The sequence below is a fragment of the Winogradskyella sp. 4-2091 genome, assembly GCF_045765065.1.
Classification (GTDB): Bacteria; Bacteroidota; Bacteroidia; order Flavobacteriales; family Flavobacteriaceae; genus Winogradskyella.
On the sequence record NZ_JBJKOD010000012.1, the window covers coordinates 1 to 23066 of the forward strand.

The 23066-nt window shown below is 31.6% G+C and carries 17 protein-coding genes; 11 read left to right on the top strand and 6 right to left on the bottom strand.

Annotation, left to right across the window (positions count from 1 at the left end; all coding sequences use genetic code 11):
• Positions 1 to 387 precede the first annotated feature (387 nt).
• The 4 genes from ACJBCC_RS13945 to ACJBCC_RS13960 all read left to right on the top strand — a co-directional run bounded on the left by ACJBCC_RS13945 (position 388) and on the right by ACJBCC_RS13960 (position 7082).
• Positions 388 to 1257, top strand: coding sequence for a hypothetical protein (locus ACJBCC_RS13945; protein ID WP_407557526.1), 870 nt, complete (start codon positions 388 to 390; stop codon positions 1255 to 1257).
• Positions 1254 to 5624 carry a fibronectin type III domain-containing protein gene (locus tag ACJBCC_RS13950; protein ID WP_407557527.1) on the top strand — a complete coding sequence of 1457 codons (4371 nt, stop codon included), beginning with the start codon at positions 1254 to 1256 and terminating at the stop codon, positions 5622 to 5624. Before ACJBCC_RS13945 ends, ACJBCC_RS13950 begins: the two co-directional genes overlap by 4 nt.
• 75 nt (positions 5625 to 5699) lie before the next feature.
• Positions 5700 to 6509, top strand: a complete 810-nt coding sequence (locus ACJBCC_RS13955) for a DUF1853 family protein (RefSeq protein ID WP_407557528.1) — start codon at positions 5700 to 5702, stop codon at positions 6507 to 6509.
• A gap of 3 nt (positions 6510 to 6512) precedes the next feature.
• On the top strand, positions 6513 to 7082 hold the full coding sequence (locus tag ACJBCC_RS13960) for a pseudouridine synthase (RefSeq protein ID WP_407557529.1): 570 nt from the start codon (positions 6513 to 6515) through the stop codon (positions 7080 to 7082).
• Here the strand turns inward: ACJBCC_RS13960 and ACJBCC_RS13965 are convergent.
• Positions 7072 to 7821 carry a hypothetical protein gene (locus ACJBCC_RS13965; protein ID WP_299099868.1) on the bottom strand — a complete coding sequence of 250 codons (750 nt, stop codon included), beginning with the start codon at positions 7819 to 7821 and terminating at the stop codon, positions 7072 to 7074. The genes ACJBCC_RS13960 and ACJBCC_RS13965 overlap by 11 nt on opposite strands.
• A gap of 109 nt (positions 7822 to 7930) precedes the next feature.
• On the bottom strand, positions 7931 to 9445 hold the full coding sequence (locus tag ACJBCC_RS13970; RefSeq protein WP_299099866.1) for a DEAD/DEAH box helicase: 1515 nt from the start codon (positions 9443 to 9445) through the stop codon (positions 7931 to 7933).
• Between the two features lie 137 nt (positions 9446 to 9582).
• Between ACJBCC_RS13970 and ACJBCC_RS13975 the strand changes: the two genes are divergently transcribed.
• Positions 9583 to 10140 (top strand): ExbD/TolR family protein, encoded by a 558-nt coding sequence (locus ACJBCC_RS13975; protein WP_407557530.1) that lies wholly within the window; start codon positions 9583 to 9585, stop codon positions 10138 to 10140.
• Between the two features lies 1 nt (position 10141).
• Here ACJBCC_RS13975 and ACJBCC_RS13980 read toward each other — a convergent pair whose 3' ends face one another.
• The 3 genes from ACJBCC_RS13980 to ACJBCC_RS13990 form a co-directional block, all read right to left on the bottom strand.
• On the bottom strand, positions 10142 to 10558 hold the full coding sequence (locus tag ACJBCC_RS13980) for a 3D domain-containing protein (RefSeq protein ID WP_407557531.1): 417 nt from the start codon (positions 10556 to 10558) through the stop codon (positions 10142 to 10144).
• A gap of 401 nt (positions 10559 to 10959) precedes the next feature.
• Positions 10960 to 13278 carry a T9SS type A sorting domain-containing protein gene (locus tag ACJBCC_RS13985; protein ID WP_407557532.1) on the bottom strand — a complete coding sequence of 773 codons (2319 nt, stop codon included), beginning with the start codon at positions 13276 to 13278 and terminating at the stop codon, positions 10960 to 10962.
• Positions 13279 to 13519: 241 nt separating this feature from the next.
• Complete coding sequence (locus ACJBCC_RS13990) at positions 13520 to 15520, bottom strand: dehydrogenase E1 component subunit alpha/beta (RefSeq protein WP_299099857.1); 2001 nt, start codon at positions 15518 to 15520, stop codon at positions 13520 to 13522.
• 147 nt (positions 15521 to 15667) lie between these two features.
• Between ACJBCC_RS13990 and ACJBCC_RS13995 the strand changes: the two genes are divergently transcribed.
• From ACJBCC_RS13995 to ACJBCC_RS14015, 5 genes are all read left to right on the top strand, one after another.
• Positions 15668 to 16618 carry an isopenicillin N synthase family oxygenase gene (locus tag ACJBCC_RS13995; RefSeq protein ID WP_299099855.1) on the top strand — a complete coding sequence of 317 codons (951 nt, stop codon included), beginning with the start codon at positions 15668 to 15670 and terminating at the stop codon, positions 16616 to 16618.
• Positions 16619 to 16693: 75 nt separating this feature from the next.
• A complete protein-coding gene (locus ACJBCC_RS14000; protein WP_299099853.1) occupies positions 16694 to 17023 on the top strand; it encodes a translation initiation factor in 330 nt (109 codons plus the stop codon).
• A 5-nt stretch (positions 17024 to 17028) separates the two neighbouring features.
• On the top strand, positions 17029 to 17970 hold the full coding sequence (locus tag ACJBCC_RS14005; RefSeq protein WP_407557533.1) for a DUF1835 domain-containing protein: 942 nt from the start codon (positions 17029 to 17031) through the stop codon (positions 17968 to 17970).
• A complete protein-coding gene (locus tag ACJBCC_RS14010; RefSeq protein WP_407557534.1) occupies positions 17960 to 18832 on the top strand; it encodes a nucleoside phosphorylase in 873 nt (290 codons plus the stop codon). Before ACJBCC_RS14005 ends, ACJBCC_RS14010 begins: the two co-directional genes overlap by 11 nt.
• Positions 18833 to 18879: 47 nt before the next feature.
• Positions 18880 to 19734, top strand: coding sequence for a substrate-binding domain-containing protein (locus ACJBCC_RS14015; protein WP_407557535.1), 855 nt, complete (start codon positions 18880 to 18882; stop codon positions 19732 to 19734).
• A gap of 317 nt (positions 19735 to 20051) precedes the next feature.
• Here the strand turns inward: ACJBCC_RS14015 and ACJBCC_RS14020 are convergent, their stop codons facing one another.
• Positions 20052 to 20726: a uracil-DNA glycosylase gene (locus ACJBCC_RS14020; RefSeq protein ID WP_407557536.1), complete on the bottom strand. Its 675-nt coding sequence runs from the start codon at positions 20724 to 20726 to the stop codon at positions 20052 to 20054.
• A gap of 136 nt (positions 20727 to 20862) precedes the next feature.
• Between ACJBCC_RS14020 and ACJBCC_RS14025 the strand changes: the two genes are divergently transcribed.
• Positions 20863 to 23028: an endonuclease MutS2 gene (locus tag ACJBCC_RS14025; RefSeq protein WP_299099844.1), complete on the top strand. Its 2166-nt coding sequence runs from the start codon at positions 20863 to 20865 to the stop codon at positions 23026 to 23028.
• Positions 23029 to 23066: the final 38 nt, after the last annotated feature.

The following is a 23066-nucleotide window of genomic DNA, read 5'->3' on the forward strand; positions in this document are numbered from 1 at the left end:
ATATTTCATATCTACCTATAATGAAGCATTTTAAATTGTGTGTCATTTTTTTTTTAAAACTATAGTTCTCCTAACTGATTTATTCTCATTAATGAGAATTTACATTAATTCCAAGACCTCATTTGTGTAAACACTACAAAACCACAGTATCACTTTTATCGTATATATAAGCATTTCAACAAATATTATTAAAATTCGTATATCTAAATGTGACTTAGTAATTTTTTGTGTCTCAAATATATTGTACGAAAATTACAATATTACCCTAAAATTACACCTAAAAATAATGCTTAAAGTCGTATACCTATTCAGTTTAAAGGATATTTAGTCTATTAATCGATTATTAAATTCTATTACTATCAGAATAGTTAATTTTAAGCGCTCTAAATGAATAAGATAAAATTAATATCGCTTATAAAGATTTGTGCATTTACCGTTTTTTTAGGTAGAGCATATCAATTGTATTTTTTTGGTGGTCCTTATCGCGCATTTTTATGGGATGAAAGTTTACTAACGCCTATTGTAGAAGGTGTTTTTAATTACAAGTGGTTTGATTATGCGACGAGTTCAATAGTAAACAGTTGGATTGACGGGTTTACAAGATTCAACAGTATTGTTTTCTTTCTCGCAGCTATATTCAGTTTGTTTTGGAATCAAATAAAATGGATTAAAATAAAGCGTTTTGTAATGGGCTTGGGATTAATATTATTATTTATTCTGGGTATTTGCATGGTTAAGGATAAAAATTATGATATTCTTCAACTGTTTGAAATGAGTATTCAATTAACAGCTCCATTTTTATTATGGAAAAACATTAACGTGAATCCTAATAATAAAAACTTAATTCGAGGTCTAAAAATAGCGATAGCGCTAACATTCATTCCTCATGGCATGCTAGCAATGGGCTTTCCTTATCGTCCTGGCCATTTCATTGATATGACTATTATGATTCTTGGCACTAATGAAACACAAGCCTCACAATTTTTATTTGTAGTAGGGTTTTTAGACGTTTTATGTGCAGTGTTAGCATTTGTTCCAAAAGTATCAAAGTATGCACTTTGGTATATGATTATTTGGGGTTTTGCTACAGCATTCGCCAGATTAGCTTCTGGTTTTAATATAAATTTTGTTTCACAAACATTACATGGTTCAAGCTATTTAACAATATATAGATTGGCACATGGAATACTTCCCTTAATAGTTCTTTTGTTAGAAAATAAAAGGACTATCACAACCCCTAAAATTCGCATAGCATGAAAAATAATTTACTTTTAACTTGCTTAATACTCTTGCTGAGTATTTCCTTAGGTTTTGCAAACAATGATAAATATCGTATAATGATTATGGATGATCCTTCTACGACTATTACTATTGGGTGGAATCAAATTTCAGGTACTTCACCGATAGTACACTATGATACAGTAGATCATGGAACAAACCATTTACTGTATGCAAATTCTAAAGCTGTAGATAGAACTGTATCTTTTAAAGGTATGGATAATCGTTTTGTACGTTTAACCGGTTTAACTGCAAACACTAATTATTATTTTGTTATTAATGATAGTGACGGTACAAGTCAACGCTTTTGGTTTAGAACAGCTCCAAATGATTTAAGTCGATTGTCATTTATTGCGGGTGGTGATTCAAGAAACAATAGAACACCAAGACAAGATGCCAATACACTTGTTAGTAAATTAAAGCCTCATGCTGTATTCTTTGGTGGTGATATGACAGACTCTAACAGTTCTGGTCAATGGCAAAACTGGTTTGATGATTGGCAATTAACTATTGCAAGTGATGGACGTATGTTTCCGATTGTACCAGCTAGAGGAAATCACGAATCTGATTCTGAAACAATTTATAAATTATTTGATACACCAAATGCAGATTCTTATTATTCAGTAACTTTTGGTAACGATCTTATTAAAGCGTATACACTTAATTCAGAAATTTCTGTTTTAGGAAATCAAAAAACTTGGCTAGAGAATGACTTAAGTACAGCCTCTACTAGTTTAAAATGGAAAATGGCGCAATATCATAAACCGATGCGACCTCATACCGATAATAAGGCAGAAAACAATTATTTATACGATGCTTGGGCACAATTATTTTATGATGAAGGTGTACGTTTAGTAGTAGATTGTGATTCTCATATGGCAAAGACCACATGGCCAGTAGTTCCGTCTGCAGATTCTGGCAATGATGAAGGTTTTGTAGTGGAACAAGTAAACGGTACCGTTTATACTGGAGAAGGATGTTGGGGAGCACCGATACGTGATAATGATGATGATAAAACATGGACTAGAAATTCTGGTAGTTTCAATCAATTTAAACTCATATTCGTTGACGAATTTAAAATTGAATTAAGAACGATTGAAGTTGATAATCCAAGTACAGTCGGCTCAGTGTCTAATACGGATCCATTTACATTACCGGCAAATTTAAATGTTTTTAACCCTCCAACAGGAGATGTAGTAACCATATCTAATTCTCCAGATATTAGTTGTCCGCCTCGAGGTGTTGTTTGTGATGATAATGATCCTACCACTATTTATGATGAAGAAGATGGTAACTGTAACTGTATTGGAGTGGATCAGGCAACTACAACTAATGAAACTTACAGTATTGTAAATAAAGCTGATGATGCAGAAGAATTTATTTCTACAGGAGCTGTAGATATTATTAGTACAGATTTAGAATTGGTAAGTGACGGTGGTTCAGATCAAATTATAGGATTGCGATATAAAGATTTTAATGTACCTAAAGGTGCAACAATTCATCGTGCTTATATTCAATTTCAAACTGATGAGATTAGCACTGACGTTACCAATTTAACATTTCATGGAGAATTAACCGATGATAGTAGCGGCTTTACTACAGCCACAAATAATATTTCTTCAAGATCACTAACTAGCAATTCTGAGACTTGGAATAATGTAGAGACTTGGGATAATATTAGTGAAAAAAGTTATAAACAGCGTTCTCCATATTTACAATCCATTATAACTGAGATCATAACTCAACCAGGCTGGCAAATGGGAAATTCGGTAACATTTGTTATTTCCGGGTCAGGAAAACGTGTAGCTGAATCAAGAAATGGATCAGTAAATGATCATCCAAAATTAATAGTATATTATAATTCTAACTGCCCTATTCTTGACGTTTCACCTAGCGGAATGCCAACATGTGATAGTAATAATGATACATATTCTCAAGATTTAATAGTTAATTATAATGTTGCTCCAAGTACTGGCTCTTTGGTAGTAAATGGTCAAACATTTGCTATAGGTTCAAGTCCTCAGACGGTAACGCTTATAGGATTAACAGCGGATGGAATTGATGTAGATATAAATGCCTATTTTACAGATGAAGCTTGTACTTACAATAAAGAAAGAGGTTTTGAAGCTCCAAGCAAGTGCAGTTTAAATGGCATACCTGACAATGTACCCGATGATAATTCTAACCTAGCCTTACTATCAGAAGCTACGGTATATGGATCAATAAGTAATGGACGTGGAGTACCAACTGATATACTATACGATCCTGTAATTGATGATTATAGAACTGTAACAGCATATAACGAATATGGTGTTAATTATAATGAAAACCTTGGACTTCCCGGAGTTGATGATGGTTTTAAATGGCAAGTTAACTGGCCTAATGTAAAATATATGAATTATATTACATTTGGAGGCTCTTATGCTAATCAAGATCAATCAGATTCTATGTGGATAATTAGTCACAGAAAAGATGGAGTATGGACCATTCTAGATCAAGGTCAAGGTGGTTGGATTGATGATGGTATTTATGAATGGGGAGGACCAAATTTTGATCCAATTGAAGCAGATGCGTTACGTGTTCAAGTCTATAGTGATGGCTCCAATAGCTTAGTAAGCATACATTTAAGAGCTAGAGGTGGTGTTGCAAATAATAACAATGATAGTGCTACAACACCTAAGGCAACACTAATTCAATATTTATCACCTGGTAACAGTTGCGGTGTAAGTCTTCCTGCTAATTCAATCTTATACTGTAATGGGTCATGGATTAATACAGATGGACCAGATTCTAATTCAGAAACAACAAACACAATTATAGCGGATGGTACGTATACTATTTCGGTAGATGAAAATGTTGTAATTAACGACTTAGAAATTTTAAGTGGTGCAAGTATTATTATAGAAGAAGGTGCTAGTTTAACGGTTAAAGGAGACTTAATAAACAATGGAGATTTAATCTTAGAATCTATTTCAACAAAGTATTCAAATTTAATTGTTGAAGGTACTTCTACTGGTAATGTTCAATATAAGCGTCATGTGAATAATGCGGCCGGAACAGGTACTAGTACTAATGCCAATGATCTTATAAGCGCACCTGTAACAGGCCAATCTTTTGGAGATTTTAGAGCTGCTAATTCAAATATTCTATCAGGAAATATAGGAGGTAATTTAGCCTTTTTATTTGGTCCTTTTAGTACAACTACAGATGCTTATATTAATTATTCGCCATCTGATGATAGTAGCACTTTAGATCCAGCAATTGGCTACAGAACAGGGTCAACTAATGGAGATACGTATACATTTGAAGGTATTGTACAAACAGGAAACGTCGATGTTATTATTAATTCTGGTGGTGCTAGCGATTGGAATTTAATTGGAAACCCTTATCCTTCATATATAGATTTTGATACATTTTTCAATCTAAATAAAACTCAATTAGATGTTGGTTCTTACCAAGCTATATATGGTTATGACGGTAGCGCGCATAACGGATGGACAGTTTTAAATAATTTAACTACTGGTCAATTAATTGCGCCAGGACAAGCCTTTTTTGTGAAAAGTAAATCAGGAGGAGGAACCATTTCATTTACTCCTGAAATGCGTACAAGTGGTTCAACTGATGATTTTATTGCAGGTAGAGGAACAAATGCTCATTATGGATATATTAGACTTAACTCTAGTGCAGCTGATTTAAGCTATAGTACAGATTTTTACTTTAATAGTAATGCTACGTCTAGTTTAGATCCAGGTTATGATGCTGCTTTATACAGCAGTACACCTCCAAACTTTTCTATCTATTCTTATTTAGTTGAAAATAATTCTGGAATACCATTTGGTATTCAAGCACTAAGTGAAACAGCAATGAATGATATTTCTATTTCTTTAGGTGTAAGTGCTTCTCAAGGACAAGAGGTTACAATTAGTATTCTACAAACTGATTTACCAGATAGTATTGATATTTATTTAGAAGACACAGCTAATAATACATTTACGTTATTAAATACTAGTGATTATGTCTTCATTGCGGAAACTGATATTTCGGGACCAGGACGTTTTTATTTAAGGACTGAATCACAGGCACTTGGCATTAATCAATCTTTAATAAATGAATTAAAAATAATAACTAATACATCTAACAATACAATTGATATTTTAGGGCAATTAGATACCGATACTAGTTATAATCTATATGATTTACATGGAAGGTTAATTTTAAATGGTAATTTAAATTCAAGATCATCTGAACAGAGTATTGGTGTTAATAATTTAACTACAGGTATTTACATTTTAGAGTTAAATTCAGATTCTGGTTCAAAACGAATACAAAAATTAGTAATAAGATAAGGAATTAGAAAAACGCATAATCAATTAATGATTTTGCGTTTTTGTTTTAATATTAATTCCTACTTTTATTGCTCAATGGGTAAAAAAACTTTTCTTCAATATAAAGGTTATAATCGCACACCTTCACTCTTTTTCGATAACGGTTTTGAGTTATTTAAATCTATAGAATTAAATACTGTTGAAGATAATCTTGCTAAAAATATCAATTTTACAAATCAACGTTTGGGTAAACTGGTTGAAGAATTTGTGTTTTATCAATTAAAGCAATTACCCAATGTTAATTGGCTTACAGAAAACCTTCAAATTCAAAAAGGAAAACAAACTATTGGAGAAATTGACGCTTTATTTATTAGAGAAAATAAATCAATTCATCTAGAGATTGTCTACAAATTCTATTTATACGATAATTCAAAAACATATAACAATCCTCTCTCCTACTGGATTGGCCCGAATAGAAATGATTCATTAGTATACAAATTAGAAAAATTAAAATCAAAGCAGTTTCCTTTACTTTATAAAAATGAAACCAAATTTCAGCTAAAAAAGATTAATATTGATATTGAAGAATTTGAACAGCAGTTATGCTTTAAAGCGCAGTTATTTTTACCATATAATAATCGAGAGTTAAATTTAGAGTTATTAAATAAAGATTGTATTATGGGCTTTTATTGCTCATTTAAAGACATATCTACTTTTAATGAATTAGAATTTTATATTCCAAGTAAGTTAGATTGGCTTATTATTCCTCATAATGAGGTTGAATGGATAACTTATGTGGAAGCTGTTGCAGACATAAAAAAGTTTATTGAGATAAATAAATCACCAATGATTTGGCTTAAACATAATGAATCAACAATTGAAAAATGCTTTATAACGTTTTGGTAAACAATGAATAAAGAAGTCCATTATAAAATTTATAAACCATACGGTTATCTCAGCCAGTTCGTTAATTATCAAAACAAACGAAAATCGAAAAAACTGCTCAGTGATATATTTAACTTACCTGCAAACCTTATGGCTGTAGGTCGTTTAGACGAAAAATCTGAAGGTTTATTGCTTTTAACTACCGATGGAAAATTTAGCAATTACATTACTAGCACTAATATTGAAAAGGAGTATCATGTTATGGTAGATGGTATTATCACTGCAGATATTATTGAAGAACTTAAAAATGGTATTGAAATTTCAGTAGATGGAAAACCTTATAAAACAAAACCTTGTAAAGCCCATATTTTAAATGACACTTCTCATATTTTTGATCGCTTTGTAAGAGACGAGCGGCATGGAATTACAACATGGTTATCTATTACGCTTACCGAAGGAAAATTTAGACAAGTACGCAAAATGACAGCTAAAGTAGGTTTACCGACATTAAGATTAGTAAGAGTCAAGATTGGTAAGTACAAATTAGGAAAAATGCAACCTTCAGAAATTTTAGAAATAAAGGCTAATTATTAGAAGCTGTGTCCTTCTCCTCTTCCTCTTTTTCTTCTGCTTGTTTATTGGTAATAATCATTTTTTCATTATTAAAAATGATTGTCGCTTTTACGCCAGTTAAGAGGTTCCATTCTTTTGAAGAAATTACATTACCCTTATCATCATATACCACAAATTCTGCAGTGTTAGGACCAGAATCACCTTGATTTAAAGCGACAATATCCACTGTGTTTTTACCATCTAATAAATCTACTTCAACCCGTCTATAACTGCTTGTTAATAGTAAATTGTTCTTAATAACTGCACCATTAATTAAAATCTGAACCCGATCTCCATCTGGATATTGGTGATCTCTACAAACAATATTTACAAATTTAGTATCAACATTGTGTTCTCCTAAAAACTGATCTGACATTTCTCTTATGATACCGCCTTTTACAGCTTCCTTGTTCCAACGTTTTTCATAAATCTCACTTGGACTTTTTAACCCATCATTTTCAATCATTGAAAAAGGTTTTTCAGACTCTCTTATAACAAATTTTTCCTGCTCGTCTTTTGTTTTCCCGTCGTTCTTTTTTTCCTCCTCTTCCTTCTTAAGTTTCGGAGCTACGTTAACTTTAATCAATGTTGAATCCTTATCTTTTTTAGATTCTACTGCTGGTATATGAATCGTTTTATTTTTTTTGTCTTTTATCTGACCAAAAACCACAGTACTGAAAAGTAAACTGCATAAAACGAATAAGACTTTAAAGATTTTCACAATGAAAAAATTGATTTTTATTTACTGTTTGATATTAATCAAAAACCATACCTGACTAACAATATATTCAAATTAAGTATATAATAATAGAAATAATAACAAAAAAAAGTTAAAACTTCCCATTAAAACTAATTCTGAGACGTCTATTATATTCTTCAAAAAGCCAATCTTTATAATTTTGAGTACTATTCATAATACAATAACAATATTGTTTTACCCTAAATGCGATTTCATCTTGAAGATCTTTTATTAACTCTCTAGCATCATAAACATCTTCACTGTTATCTATACAAATCTGAGAATGTTGAGCAATAGAACGCTCTATAACTGTAAATGATTTTTTGCCTGAATTTACGACATCTTTATATTCTGCTTTTACATCAAAATTTAATGTAAATGATTTCTTGAACTTAACTTTTAACACGTCTGGCATGGTATATACAAAATCGCGCTCTAATAATTCATCATCAACAATATTTTCAAGATAAAGATCGGGAAATTTAAAAATATGTTGCCAATCAACTGGTTGGTTCCAAGGGCCAAAACGTGCTTCATTATTTCCTAAGTCGATAACTTGAAACGTCTTTCGGTCTTTATAAATTCTACTTCCTCTTCCTATCATTTGAAAATACAAGGTTAATGATCTCGTAGCTCTATTTAGAATTATTGATTCCACTGATGGTTCATCAAACCCTGTCGTTAATATACTTACCGAAGATAAAACAGCATCAGGTGTATGCTTAAACCATTTTAAAATTTCTTTTCGTTCTTGCTTACTTGCTGTATTATCTAGGTGTTGTACGTTGTAACCAGCCTTTTTAAATGTGTAATAAACTTCTTTAGAGGTATAAATTCCGTTATTAAATATTAAAGTTTTTTTACCCTTTGCCATTTCCTCATAAGCAGATAACAGTTTGGTTTGCATTAAACTATTGGTGTAAAGCGCTTCCGAAGATTTTACAGTATAATCACCATTTATACCAATTTTTAACGTCGTAAGTCCAACATCATAACTATAAACTTCAGCATTGGCCAAAAATCCGTTTTTAATCAATGTAGAGATATCATCACCAACAATTAGCTTTTGATAATTATCCTTCATCGGTAGTTTTATATTACTACTTAAAGGCGTAGCCGTAACACCAAGAATAAAGCAATTTTCAAAGAATTTAAATAGTTTTCTAAATGAATTATAGTGGGCTTCATCAATAATTACTAAACCTATATTTTTTAATTCAAAATCATTTTCAGACAATCGGTTATTTAAGGTTTCAACCATGGCAACAAAACACTGATACTCGTCCTGATCTGGTAGTGTTTTAACTTTACTATTTATAACTTTGTTATCTACATTAAAACCAGATAATACATTAGATGTTTGCTTGCACAACTCAATTCTATGGGTTAGGATTACGACCTTTTTTTTATGTTGCTCTACGTATCGTCTAACTATTTCAGAAAAAATAACAGTCTTTCCTCCACCAGTTGGTAACTGATAAAGCAGATTAAAATCTGTAGACTCATTTTGCATAACATCAAAAATGCGATTAAGGTCTTTTATCTGGTAATCATAAAGACTTTTCTCAGTTGCATTTTTTTTTATTATTTCAATTTCTGACGACATAAATTATATTTAGCAAATGTTTAATTTCGCAAAAATAGCACATTGTAAGGGTTTTTATTGTCAATTGTTAACAAGATTTAACAAGATTGGTACTGTTGTTGTGAATGTTAAAGAATTAACATTTAAATCTTTATATTATGAAATCATTTAGAAGACATTCTGCAACGGTCAATGCAGGATCTATGGCAGACATTGCCTTTTTACTATTAATTTTCTTTTTAGTGACTACCACAATTTCTGCCGACAAGGGAATATTACGGCAATTACCTAAAATTTGCGAAACTGGTAACTGTGTTGCCGATATTGCAGAACGAAACCTTTTGCGCATAGGTGTAAATGACAATCAAGAAATAATGATTGATGGCACTATCGCGAAACTCCATGAGATTAAACCAAAAGTTGAAGCCTTTTTAGATAATAATGGTTTAAGTACATGTGATTATTGTGTAGGTTCTAAAGATGCGGAATCTTCTGATCATCCTAAGAAAGCAGTGATCTCATTGAGTCATGCGTCATTAACTAAATATGATAATTTTGTAGCAGTACAAGATGAAATTACAAAAGCCTATTACAAATTGAGAGCGCGCTACGCACAACAAACGTTTAATAAATTACCGGAAGATTTAACAAAGTCTGAATTAAAGTTAGTACAAGAGGCGTATCCATTTATTGTTTCTGAGGTTATGGTAAAATAATCTAATTAGTAATTGAATCCTTTACTGTCAAACAGTATTGGATTCTTACTTTTTTCTTGCCCCATTTTTTTGCTTTACCAACATCATTTCCCATATAAATGTCTATTCGTTTTCTCCAACGCTTATTCATTTTATCTTTAACAGTATATAAACTATCAAAACCCTGAATCTTTACCTTTGTATTATGCACTAAGCCAGAATCGAATAAATCTCTTGAAACAGCAATATATCTTAAACCAGGTTTTAAACTATCTCCAAAAGCAGTAATTGAAGGATTAGAACTCGTTTGATAAGCCAATGAATTATATGCAGTCGCTATAACTTCAATATTCTTTGTCTCACATTGATCCTCCACTCTCCCCAAGCACGCATAGCACAATACAAATGAAAAAAAGGTAATTATAAAATAGCGTTTCATATTATAAAGATACTGAAAATTGTTAAAATTTGTTAAAACATTACTTTGTATTGCATAGTACTGTAACATTTTATTAAATCCGTCGTCTATCTAGTATAACCAATTAAAATCAAAATATTATGAGAACTTTAAACAGCAACCAATTATCTAGTACATCAACAGAATCAAAAAGTTATTCTTGGAACAGCAAAAGACGTTACAGATAATTATTAGTCATCAATCAATCAATCAATCAAAATTATGAAAGCATTATCAAAAATTGTCAATACATCTAATAGTTTAGATGATGACTTGAAAACCATAAAAGTCTAATCTTAAGACATCATTATAAAACATTAAACCAAAAAAAAAGTCAGTTTCTAAATAAAGAAACTGACTTTTCAATTTTAATGAACTAAGCTTTAGTTCTTAATTAACTTTTTAGTTATTGTATTCGTTCCTGAAGTTAACTTCACAAAATATACACCACTTTGATAAGCTGAAACATTAACTTGATTTACAATATTAGATTCTAGATTACCATTTATTATTTCTTGTCCTAAGGTATTAAAAATTGAATATTTAACTTCTGAATTTAAGTTAGTTAACTCAATATTTATCATTTCATTAATAGGATTTGGATATACTTTTATTGCATTACTTAAATCAAAGTCATTAATACCTAACAATTCTTTAGCGTTAAAGGTCACAGACTCTGAAGAAGCAAAATCTCCACCCGAAAGAATTACCGCTGAATTTTCATCTTCTAAGGAATAAGAGCCATTTCCAGTAAAGTTACTACAGCATATACCGTCACCATAAGAATCAAAAATAGTGAAGGTGTAACATGCATTAAGTGCTGGTAAAGTAATTACTTCTTGATTTGTTGAATTATTTGCATAACTAAAAGTTGGCCCACTACTCACTACTGAACCTGAGCTATCTTCTAAACTCCATGTAGTTTCGTAACCATAATTATCAGTTAATATATTAAACGTTACTGTAGAGGTCGTGTAAGAAGGTGAAATATCAAAATTAAAAGTGGAAGCATCATTAGATGTGTTTTCATCTGATGTTGCATTAGGATTAGAAACATTTAATGAAAATGAATGACTACCAGAAGCTAAATCTGAATATGTAGGAGTCGCTATAATTACGCTAGCTCCACTCGCTAAATTCCCTGTCCAATTTATTGTTGTACTAGTTTCTGAATCTAAGTTATACACTACAGTAGCAGACGTTAAATTTAAATTTCCAGGATTAGTCAATGTAATTTCAGGTGAAAAGTCTTCTCCACAGATTTCTGCACTGTTATTAGAACCTGCACTTACAGTAGCATCATTATCATAGGTTTGTAAAGCAGGATATTGACCAATAGATGTCACACCTGAGTTTGATGGATCTAACCAATCTTTTAACCTTGTAGCAGAGGTTGTTCCATAATCCCAAGCAACACCAAATCTTCCATAAAAATCATACTGACCGTTGTTAGATGTGCCATTACATGCAGCAGCACCACCAGAAAGCATACCAATTAATTCTCCGTTTTCATTAAATAAACCAGATCCCGAAGAACCTTGCTCAGTAACTCCTAATTCCCACTCTGTGATATACCACATTTGAGTGTTTGCATTACCATTAAAACTAATTGTATTTCTAGTAGCACCATCATCATCTCTACAAGTTTTTTGAATATCTCCACTAGGATGATGAACACCAAAATTTACATTAGGTGTTACAGAAGTTGAGTTATTCCAACCTGCCCAAACAACATCTGGGTTATTATTAAAAAAACTTGTATCTGTTATTTCAACTAACTCCATATCAGATTGTGAACTATTTGCTCTTAAAACAGAACCACTAACCGTTTGGTCAAAAGTTCCATTAGGGCTACTTGCTGTTGTACTACAAGACGGATTTGGACTTCTCCAATTAAACCTAAATGCCCAACTACCTTCTCCACCACTACAGTGGTTAGCTGTCATAAAATAAGGTGTTCCATCATTATTGGTGTTATTTACTAGCGTACCTGAACAAAAACCAGATCCACCTGTAACCAGCATTCCAGCTGCTTTTTTAACTTCTTCTTTCCTCGTATCTAATTGATACGGATCAGATGCTGGTGAAATATCACAATCAACATCTTGATTACAATTACCTGAATCTCCTAATGATTTTTGGTATGATTCCGCAGTTCTATAACCATGTACAACTGAACCTACAACAATAGAGGCAGTACCTGAAACATTTGCTGGCTGATAATATTCAATTACAGCATGGTCTCCTTCCACTAACCAAGTACCTAGAACATTTTCTTCGTTATTATTATAATGGGAGAAAGGTCTTAATAAATCTGTTTTCTCGCTATTGTAAACATAAAGCTTTGCTCCTTCTGGGACGTTAAACACATCAAACATAAAGTTTAATGAATGTGCATTTTCAGAGGTATAAGACATTCTCCAAATTCTATCTCCATTCTCTAATGTTGTCCATTGACCAACACTATTAAAATTATGACCAACATACAATTGATGTCCAAAACGCCATGGAATTGATTTGTTTTCATCGTTTATTTTATCTTCTTTCTGAAGTTTTTTAAGATCAAAAGATTGTAGTTTATAAGGTTCTAAACTACTTAAATTTTTAAGTTTCCAACTTGGTGGCTTGATATCATCTGGTATTTGCTGAGCAAAAGCTAGTATAGAAACAAATAATAAGGGTAACAGTAATTTTATTTTCATAAGGGTTGTGTTTTGTAAATGCTAAATTTAACCATTTTATAAACTTTATTCTAAAATTTAACAATAATCGGATTTAAGAATTTTATTTTTTTGATCTAATAGAATAAAATGATATACAAGAGCATATTTTTATATGGGCCTAAAAATAATGAATCATGGGAGTCTATCGAGAATATATTATACCTAACTAAAATATTTATCTACCAAAATTGGTTTTTTATCTACTAATACTAATGTGCGCTTAGTAGTCTAGTAATTCTAATAAAGCCGTTTCAAATTTTCCTTTAGCCATATATTGATCTTCTAATTGACCAATAAACGGTATGGGTGTTTCCATACTAGCTACACGTTTTACTGGAGCATCTAAATATTGAAAACATTCTTCCATTAACAGCGCAGATATATCACTAGATATACTGCCAAACAAAGAATCTTCTTGCAATATAATTGCTCGTCCTGTCTTTTTTACTGAGTTTAAAATGGTTTCCTTATCTAAGGGTTGTAGAGTTCTTAGATCAATTAAATCTGCAGAAATGTTTGGATTATTTTCTAAAGTTTCTAGCGCCCAATGTGCAGCAGCACCATAAGTAATAATGGTTACAGCATTACCTAATGATAGCATAGCTGCTTTTCCAAATTCAATGGTATAATAATCGGTTGGCACATTTTGTCTTATACTTCTGTACAACGCTTTATGCTCAAAAAACAATACAGGATTAGGATCATTAATGGCTGTAGCCAACAAACCTTTTGCATCATACGGAAAAGCTGGATACACAACTTTTAATCCAGGTGTTTTTGTAAACCAAGCTTCATTAGTTTGAGAATGAAAAGGACCTGCCGCAACACCTCCACCACATGGCATTCTAAGCACAATGTTCGCTTCTTGTTGCCATCTATAATAAGATTTTGCTAGATAGTTAACAACCGGATTAAAACCAGAAGTTACAAAATCTGCAAATTGCATTTCAACAACAGATTTAATACCTGATATAGATAAACCCATAGCAGTTTCTACAATTGCAGATTCGCAAATTGGTGTGTTTCTAACACGGTCTTTTCCAAAAGCTTCAACAAAGCCTTCTGTGATTTTAAAAACACCTCCATATTCCGCAATATCCTGACCCATAATTACCAGATCATTATGTCTCTCCATAGATTGCTTTAACCCTTGCGAAATAGCATCGATAAACCTTAAATCTTCGACAGAATCATTCGGCTTAAAATTTTCATAATCATAATGTTTAAAAACATCATTTAACTCAGTATTCTCATTAGGTATAATAGCTGGTTCCGCATTTGCAGATTCTAAAGCACTATCAATTTCTGCTTTAATTTCAGCAACGTAAGCATCATCAATTGACGGTGTTAAAATCTTTTTACTGTATAAAAAACTTCTAAAATTCTCAATAGGATCTTTTGCTTCCCAAGCATCCATTAACTCCTTAGGAACATATTTGGTACCACTAGCCTCTTCATGTCCTCTTCTCCTAAACGTTTTAAATTCTATTAAAATTGGCCTTGGTCTTTTTCTTATACTTTCTGCTAATTTTTGAACTTTAGTATATGTTTCTATTACATTATTACCATCCAAAATAAACGATTCAATACCGTATCCTTTTCCTCTATCCGCTAAGTTTCTGCAATGGTATTGCTCGTTGGTTGGCGTAGACAATCCATAACCATTATTCTCAATACAAAATATAACAGGTAATTGCCAAACAGACGCTACATTTAAAGCTTCATGAAAATCGCCTTCACTCGTCCCACCTTCTCCAGTAAAAACAGCTGTAATCTTACCATTATTCTTCAACAAATTAGCCAAGGCTATGCCATCTGCTACTCCCATTTGAGGTCCCAAATGCGATATCATTCCAACAATATTATAGTCTTGTGTTCCAAAATGAAAGGAGCGATCTCTACCTTTTGTAAAACCACTAGCTTTACCTTGCCATTGACAAAATAAACGATGTAAAGGAATTTTTCTAGTTGTAAAAACACCTAGATTTCTATGCATTGGCAGAATATATTCATCTTGTTCTAGAGCCATAGTTACACCAACAGAAATTGCTTCTTGTCCTATACCAGAGAACCATTTAGACACTTTTCCTTGTCGTAATAGAATGAGCATTTTCTCCTCTATTAAACGCGGTTTAAGCATATTATAATAAAGTTCTAATAAGGCTTCAGTATTGAGATTTCTCTTGTCGTAGGTGATGATACTTTTAGTGATTGTTGGCATAAATCGTAATTGATAGTAATGAATCAAATGTAATTAAAATAGATTCAATAAACCACAATAGGCTTTAAATTGTCAATAAAATCGACCTAAAATTTTACACTATTATTGTTAACTTTGTATATTGACAAAAATTTAAATATTAATCCAATGGATAGAATACCTAGCGTAGATTTAAAGGATTTCATTTCTGAAGATCCAAAACGTAAGCAAAAGTTTATAGATGAAATAGGAAAAGCATATGAAGATATAGGTTTCGTTGCCTTAAAAGGCCATTTTTTAGATGACACCTTAGTTGATAATTTATATGACGAAGTAAAGAACTTTTTTAATCTACCAATTGAGGTTAAAGAAAGTTATGAAATTCCTGGTATTGGTGGTCAACGTGGTTACGTATCTTTTGGTAAAGAAAGTGCTAAAGGTAAAAAAGAAGGTGATCTAAAGGAGTTTTGGCATTTTGGTCAATATGTTGAAGATGATGAGGAACGACGTAAAGAATATCCTGAAAATGTTACAGTAAATGAACTAGCAGAGTTTAATACGGTAGGTAAACAAACTTACCAAATGCTAGAAAAAACAGCAAAATACGTATTAAGAGCACTTGCTTTATATTTGAATTTAGAAGAAACTTATTTCGATAATTATATTCATAATGGTAATTCAATTTTAAGACCAATACACTATCCTCCAATTACCAAAGAGCCTAAAAATGCTGTTAGAGCAGCAGCACATGGTGATATTAATTTAATTACTTTATTAATGGGAGCTCAAGGACGTGGATTACAGGTGCAACGTCATGATGGTGAATGGATTGATGCTATTGCTGAGCCAGATGAATTAATGATAAATGTTGGTGATATGTTATCTAGGCATTCTAACAATAAATTAAAATCAACAATACATCGTGTCATAAATCCACCAAGAGAGCTTTGGGGAACATCTCGATATTCTATGCCATTTTTTATGCATCCAATTAGTGAGATGAAATTAGATGTTTTAGAAAGTTGTATTGATGAAGAGAATCCAAAACAATTTGAAGATATTACGGCTGGTGAATTCTTAAATGAACGTTTAATTGAATTAGGACTTATAAAGAAGTAGTATTCAGTCTCAGTTTGTAGTCAAATAATATTAACTGAGACTGAAGACTGAGACTAAAAACAGAAGACTTAAAAAATGGATTTACAAGACCAATTAAAAAATCTGTTTCCAGATCATACACCAGAACCTTCAGACCAATCTAAAGATTCTAAAGATAACCTTTGGTTACAAGATGATCCTATAATCTGTAAATACGAAAAACGAAAAGGCAAACCTATTACCATATTAGAAGGTTATACAGGAGCTACAGAAGATTTTAAAAAATTAGCCAAAGAATTAAAAACTAAACTCAGTGTGGGTGGAAGTTTTAAAGATGATAAAATCATAATTCAAGGTGATTACAGAGATAAAATTATGGCAATGCTAGAAGAAAAAGGATTTAATGTAAAACGAGTTGGAGGCTAATCTATATGACAAAAAATGCATTGCATATCACAAACGGTAACGCACTTACAGACTACTTGAGAGAACTCGATTTTACTGAAGAAATACTCACATGGCAAGAAATACTATGTGAAGGACCAACCATACCAAAAATAGATTCTAAAGAGTTTTTTGATCTTAGACGAGAATTTTTAAAAACTTATTATGATATTGAAGTTAACGAAAAAGAACTTCAAAAAGAGCTAGTAAAGTTAGATCATATTGAACAATATGATGAAATTAATCTTTGGTTCGAGTACGATTTATTTTGCCATATAAATTTACTTGGTGTTATTAATTTATTGCATCAAAAAGAAATTAAAAAACCGTTATACCTTATTTGTAGCGGAAGAATTAAAGGAGAAAACAGTTTAAAAGGGTTAGCTGAATTAAGCTCTGGCCAATTAAAAGCGCACTACGCTAATAAGGTTTTACTTACTCAAGAAGATATAGATTTAGCAATTGCCTTATGGCGAACATATTGCGGTAAAGACCATAACATTTTAAAACCATACATAGTTACAAAGTCTAGCTTTAAATATATGAGCAATTGTCTAAAAGCGCATTTAAAACGTTTTCCAGACCAAAAAAGTGGCTTAGGCACAATAGAAGGAAATATTTTAAAGATTATAAACGAGAATGATATTAAATCTTTAAATCACCTACTTGTGTATTGTCTCAATTATCAAGGTTATTATGGATATGGAGACCTTCAATTAGAACGGAAAATTGAGAAACTTGCACTATTCTATTCAGTGGAAGACGATGGCGTTAAATTGACTAGAAAAGGTCATGAAGCTCTACTAAAACAACATAATTTTGCATCAGAAATAAATAATGACATGGACTATGGTGGTGTAAATCGATTGGCATATCAGTTTAATGTTGAAGAAAATAAATTAATTAAAACAATTAAAAATGTCGATTAAAGATTCAGAATTAATATTAAATCCTGATGGTAGTGTTTATCATTTAAACCTGAAACCTGAAGATATTTCAGATACTATAATCTTTGTCGGTGATCAAGATAGAGTTGAGAAAATCACAAAACATTTTGATAGCATAGAATTTAGTACACAAAAGCGCGAATTTAAAACACAAACAGGTTATTATCAAGACAAACGTATTACTGTTATTTCTACAGGTATTGGTCCAGATAATATTGATATTGTTTTAAATGAATTAGACGCTTTAGTTAATATAGACCTTAAAACTAGGAAACCTAAAACTGAATTATCGAGTCTTAACATTATTAGAATTGGTACATCAGGATCTTTACAAAATGATATTCCTGTAGATGCTTTTTTAATTAGCACACATGCATTAGATATCAATGGTATGTTACACTTTTATCAAATTGAAGGTATTAGTAATCCTGAGATTGAAGATGAATTTATAAAACATACTAATTGGGATAAGAATAAAGCCAGACCAATTATTATTAATAATAGTAAATATCTAGAAAAATATTTTGAGGGCGATAAAATCTTTAAAGGAATGACCGGAACAGCTGGTGGTTTCTACGGCCCTCAAGGCAGAGTTTTACGTTTACCTCTTCAAGATGCTGGTCTTAATTCAAAATTAGATAACTTTAGTTATAAAGATTTTAGAATTACAAATTTTGAAATGGAGACTTCTGTAATTTATGGACTTTCAAAATTGTTAGGTCATGAGGCATTGTCTTTAAATGCGATAATAGCAAATAGAGCAAATGGTGATTTTAGTAAAGACCCTAAAAAAACAGTAGAAAAACTGATAAAATATGCTTTAGAGCGTATTGTTAATATATAAAAAACTTCTTCTTAGTGGAGAAAACACAGAAGCTAGTTCAGCATAAAATGAAAAAAGTAAATATTGGAGGCGTACCAGAACATTTTAATTTCGCCTGGTACTTAACATTGAAAAATGGGGAATACAAAGATCAAGACATCAATTTAAGATGGCACGATTATCATGGAGGAACAGGTGCAATGTGCAAAGCACTTAGGTCTGGAGAAATTGATATGGCAGTGATCTTAACAGAAGGTGTTATAAAGGATATTATTGATGGAAATCCTTCAAAAATTGTTCAAACATTTGTAGAGTCGCCATTAAATTGGGGAATTCATGTGGCTGCAGATTCAAGCTTTAAAACCGTAGAAGATATTAAAGGTAAAAGAGCGGCTATTAGTAGATATGGATCTGGCTCTCATCTTATGGCTTACATCAATGCCAAAAATAATAATTGGGATTTAGAAAAAGATCTCAATTTTGAAGTTATAAAAAACTTAGATGGCGCTGTGAGAGGTCTTACAGAAGGTAAAGCAGATTATTTTATGTGGGAAAAATTTACCACAAAGCCTATTGTAGACGATGGCATATTTAGACGTATTGCAAATTTCCCAACACCTTGGCCTTGTTTTGTTATTGCTGTACGTGAAGACTTTATTGAAAACGATGGAGATACTTTAAAAACTATATTAGACATCATTAATCAAACAACTTCTGAGTTTAAATCAATTCCTAGTATAGATAAAACTATAGCCAATAGATACGAACAAGAATTAGAAGATGTGCAAGAGTGGTTGTCTTTAACTGAGTGGTCGCAAACCGTAATGACTGAAGACACTATAAATAATGTTCAGAACCAATTATTCGATTTAAACATTATTCCTAAAAAAGTAGACTATCTAGATTTAATACATAAAATTTAAAATAATGTATTGATTATTCATTTTTTTCTTTTCATACCGCTTGATTTCTGAGAATAAATCAACTAAATTAAAACTGTTTCTAGCTATATGTTTTAATATTTCAAAAATTTATTTATATTTGAAGTAAGCACATGCTTACAACCAATCAAGTAATTAACCTAATATGATATTAACAATAGCAATTATTCTAGCTTCTCTAGTCGCATTGAATTTTTTGTTATTGGTATTTAGCTGTAACAAAACACCTAAAAAAGCAGATAATAGAATTCCTCCGTATTTAAAGGTAAAGAAAAATGTTACGCTTCAAACTAAACATGCTAAGCTAAAGACCAAACAATTGGATGCTGGCCAACTTGCAGCAACTGGGAGTTAGTTTCACTAAAACATTTATTACCAAACCAATACCCTCTATTCGCACTTAAAGGTGAAGGATGACCGCTTTGTAAAACTATATGTTTTGTAGTGTCTATTAGTTTTATTTTTTTCTTAGCAAATCCGCCCCAAAGTAAAAAAACCACATTGCTTTTTTCATCATTGATTGTTTTAATTACAGCATCTGTAAAAGTTTCCCATCCTTGTTTTTGATGACTACCAGCTTTATGAGCTCTAACTGTTAGTGTGGCATTTAATAATAGAATACCTTGTTTAGTCCAAGGCATTAAGTTACCTCTTTTAGGGTAGGGAATTTTTAAATCGGTTTCAAGTTCTTTAAATATATTGACCAATGAAGGTGGATGCTTTATACCATCATTTACAGAAAAGCATAATCCATTAGCTTGACCAACATCGTGATAAGGGTCTTGACCAATAATAACCACCTTTAGGTCATTAAAATCACATTGATTAAAGGCATTAAAGATTTCAGGTTCTGGCGGAAAACACTCATGATTTTGATATTCATGCGCAACAAAATCCATTAAATCCTTAAAATAAGGTTTATCAAATTCTGGTTGAAGATGTTTTTTCCAGCTATTATCAATTTTTAAGTTCATAAAAGGTTCTAATTAAAATTCAAAAATAAAGAAACATCTATAATAATTATAGATAGAACAAAAGCACTTTGCAGTATTAGGCATATAGCCTCTTTTACCCTAAATTTGTAAGGCTTTAAAAAAGAAAGATAATTACATGATAAATATTCATGAAAAAACACTAAAAGACCTTGAGTTTTTTACAGTTTTAGATCAAATTAGCAGACATACATTAACAGCTCTAGGAAAAGAAGCTGTGCTTGCTATTCTTCCATTTAAGGAAGAAGAACATTTAAAGTTAGAACTGGCGTATGTTAATGAATACCTATCATCTTTTGAAAATGAAAATAGAATTCCTAATCATGGATTTGAAACTATTGCCAAAGAATTAAAATTACTTAAAATAGAGAATACTTATCTCGAGGTTTCTAGCTTACAGAAAATAGTAAGCATGTCACTAACTGTAAATACTATTTTAAAGTTTTTAAAGAAGTTTGAAGAGTATTATCCTAAATTATACACTTACAGCCAGCCTATAGAAATCAATACGACTATAATAGAACAAATTGATGCTGTTGTGGACCGTTTTGGAGATATAAAAGACAACGCTTCTCCCCTTTTATCCAAATTACGTAAATCTATAAATCAACTCAAAGGCAAAATAAATAGTAGTTTTTCTTCGGCTTTAAACACCTATCACAACTTAGATTATTTAGACGACATTAGAGAATCTGTGGTAGAAAACAAACGTGTACTAGCTGTAAAAGCAATGTATCGCAGAAAAGTACGTGGTGCCATAATGGGTGGAAGCAAAACCGGAAGCATTGTTTACATTGAGCCAGAAACTACGTTGCAACATACCAGAGAACTCAACAATTTAGAATATGAGGAAAAAGAAGAGGTCATAAAAATCTTAAAAGAACTAACCGGTTACATTCGTATGTTTTTGCCACTTCTTAAAGATTATCAGTCCTTTTTAACACAAATAGATCTCATTTCTGCCAAAGCAAAATATGCACAAAGCATGGATGCTATTTTACCAGAATTCTCAAAGGAACGCAGTATGCATTTGCGCGATGCTTATCATCCTCTACTCTATTTAAACAATAAAGAAAAAGGTGAAACAACATTTCCGCAAACTATTGGCCTAAAAAAAGATAGCAGAATTATTGTTATCTCTGGCCCAAATGCTGGTGGAAAAAGTATTACACTTAAAACTGTTGGCTTATTACAAACCATGCTACAAAGTGGTATGTTAATTCCTGTCCATGAGCGAAGCTACGTATGTTTATTTGATAGAATTTTAAGTGATATAGGCGATAACCAGTCCATAGAAAATCATTTAAGTACCTACAGCTATCGCTTAAAACAAATGAATTATTTCCTGAAAAAGTGTAATAATAAAACCTTGTTTTTAATAGATGAGTTTGGAACTGGAAGTGATCCCGAATTAGGAGGTGCTTTAGCTGAAACGTTTTTGGAAGTCTTTTACGAGCGTGAGGCTTTTGGAATTATAACTACGCATTATTCAAACCTAAAGTTGCTCGCTAATGAGTTACCTCATATTGAAAATGCCAACATGCTTTTTAATGAGCGTACTCTAGAGCCAATGTACAAATTGGCCGTTGGGCAAGCCGGAAGTTCATTCACTTTTGAAGTCGCACAAAAGAATGGCATTCCGTATAGCCTAATCAATAAATCTAAAAAGAAGATAGAACGTGGCAAAGTTAGGTTTGATGCTACTATAGCAAAGCTACAGAAAGAACGCAGCAAATTAGAACGTACAGAACGTTCACTTAAAGAAAACGAAAAAAAGAAAATTTCAGAAGCAGATAAATTAGAAGAAATTAATGCTAAGGTGCAAAAGAAATTAGAGAACTTTCAAGAGTTATACGATTCTAACCAACGCTTAATTTACTTAGGTCAGAAAGTCAACGACATCTCTGAAAAGTATTTTGAAGACAAAAAGAAGCGCGAATTAATGGCGGAATTATTCCGTTTGGTACAAATAGAAAATTCAAAACGAAAAAAGCTTTCAGCAAAACAAAAACGTGCTGAGAAACATAAAGAACGTCAAGTAAAAGCTGAAGCAGAAAAGAAAGTTGAAGTTATACGAAAAAAGAAAAAAGCGACTAAAAAGAAAGACGTAAAAGTAGAAAAACCAAAACCAATTTTAAAAATTGGGGATCGTGTACGTATGCAAGATGGAAGAGCCATTGGTAGCATAGATTCTATAGAAAAAGGCAAAGCCAATGTTAATTATGGCATGTTTACCACTAACGTTAGCTTAGACCAATTAGAATTGGTTGAGGCTAAAAAATAAAAAAAACGATGGCAATAACGCCATCGTTTTTCAAGAAT

What these genes read in the sequence shown, in the direction of transcription:
- ACJBCC_RS13945 (WP_407557526.1), top strand. Translation starts at nt 388, where the DNA reads ATGAATAAGATAAAATTAATATCGCTTATAAAGATTTGTGCATTTACC.
- ACJBCC_RS13950 (WP_407557527.1), top strand. Translation starts at nt 1,254, where the DNA reads ATGAAAAATAATTTACTTTTAACTTGCTTAATACTCTTGCTGAGTATT.
- ACJBCC_RS13955 (WP_407557528.1), top strand. Translation starts at nt 5,700, where the DNA reads ATGGGTAAAAAAACTTTTCTTCAATATAAAGGTTATAATCGCACACCT.
- ACJBCC_RS13960 (WP_407557529.1), top strand. Translation starts at nt 6,513, where the DNA reads ATGAATAAAGAAGTCCATTATAAAATTTATAAACCATACGGTTATCTC.
- ACJBCC_RS13970 (WP_299099866.1), bottom strand. Translation starts at nt 9,445, where the DNA reads ATGTCGTCAGAAATTGAAATAATAAAAAAAAATGCAACTGAGAAAAGT.
- ACJBCC_RS13975 (WP_407557530.1), top strand. Translation starts at nt 9,583, where the DNA reads ATGAAATCATTTAGAAGACATTCTGCAACGGTCAATGCAGGATCTATG.
- ACJBCC_RS13980 (WP_407557531.1), bottom strand. Translation starts at nt 10,558, where the DNA reads ATGAAACGCTATTTTATAATTACCTTTTTTTCATTTGTATTGTGCTAT.
- ACJBCC_RS13985 (WP_407557532.1), bottom strand. Translation starts at nt 13,278, where the DNA reads ATGAAAATAAAATTACTGTTACCCTTATTATTTGTTTCTATACTAGCT.
- ACJBCC_RS13990 (WP_299099857.1), bottom strand. Translation starts at nt 15,520, where the DNA reads ATGCCAACAATCACTAAAAGTATCATCACCTACGACAAGAGAAATCTC.
- ACJBCC_RS13995 (WP_299099855.1), top strand. Translation starts at nt 15,668, where the DNA reads ATGGATAGAATACCTAGCGTAGATTTAAAGGATTTCATTTCTGAAGAT.
- ACJBCC_RS14000 (WP_299099853.1), top strand. Translation starts at nt 16,694, where the DNA reads ATGGATTTACAAGACCAATTAAAAAATCTGTTTCCAGATCATACACCA.
- ACJBCC_RS14005 (WP_407557533.1), top strand. Translation starts at nt 17,029, where the DNA reads ATGACAAAAAATGCATTGCATATCACAAACGGTAACGCACTTACAGAC.
- ACJBCC_RS14010 (WP_407557534.1), top strand. Translation starts at nt 17,960, where the DNA reads ATGTCGATTAAAGATTCAGAATTAATATTAAATCCTGATGGTAGTGTT.
- ACJBCC_RS14015 (WP_407557535.1), top strand. Translation starts at nt 18,880, where the DNA reads ATGAAAAAAGTAAATATTGGAGGCGTACCAGAACATTTTAATTTCGCC.
- ACJBCC_RS14020 (WP_407557536.1), bottom strand. Translation starts at nt 20,726, where the DNA reads ATGAACTTAAAAATTGATAATAGCTGGAAAAAACATCTTCAACCAGAA.
- ACJBCC_RS14025 (WP_299099844.1), top strand. Translation starts at nt 20,863, where the DNA reads ATGATAAATATTCATGAAAAAACACTAAAAGACCTTGAGTTTTTTACA.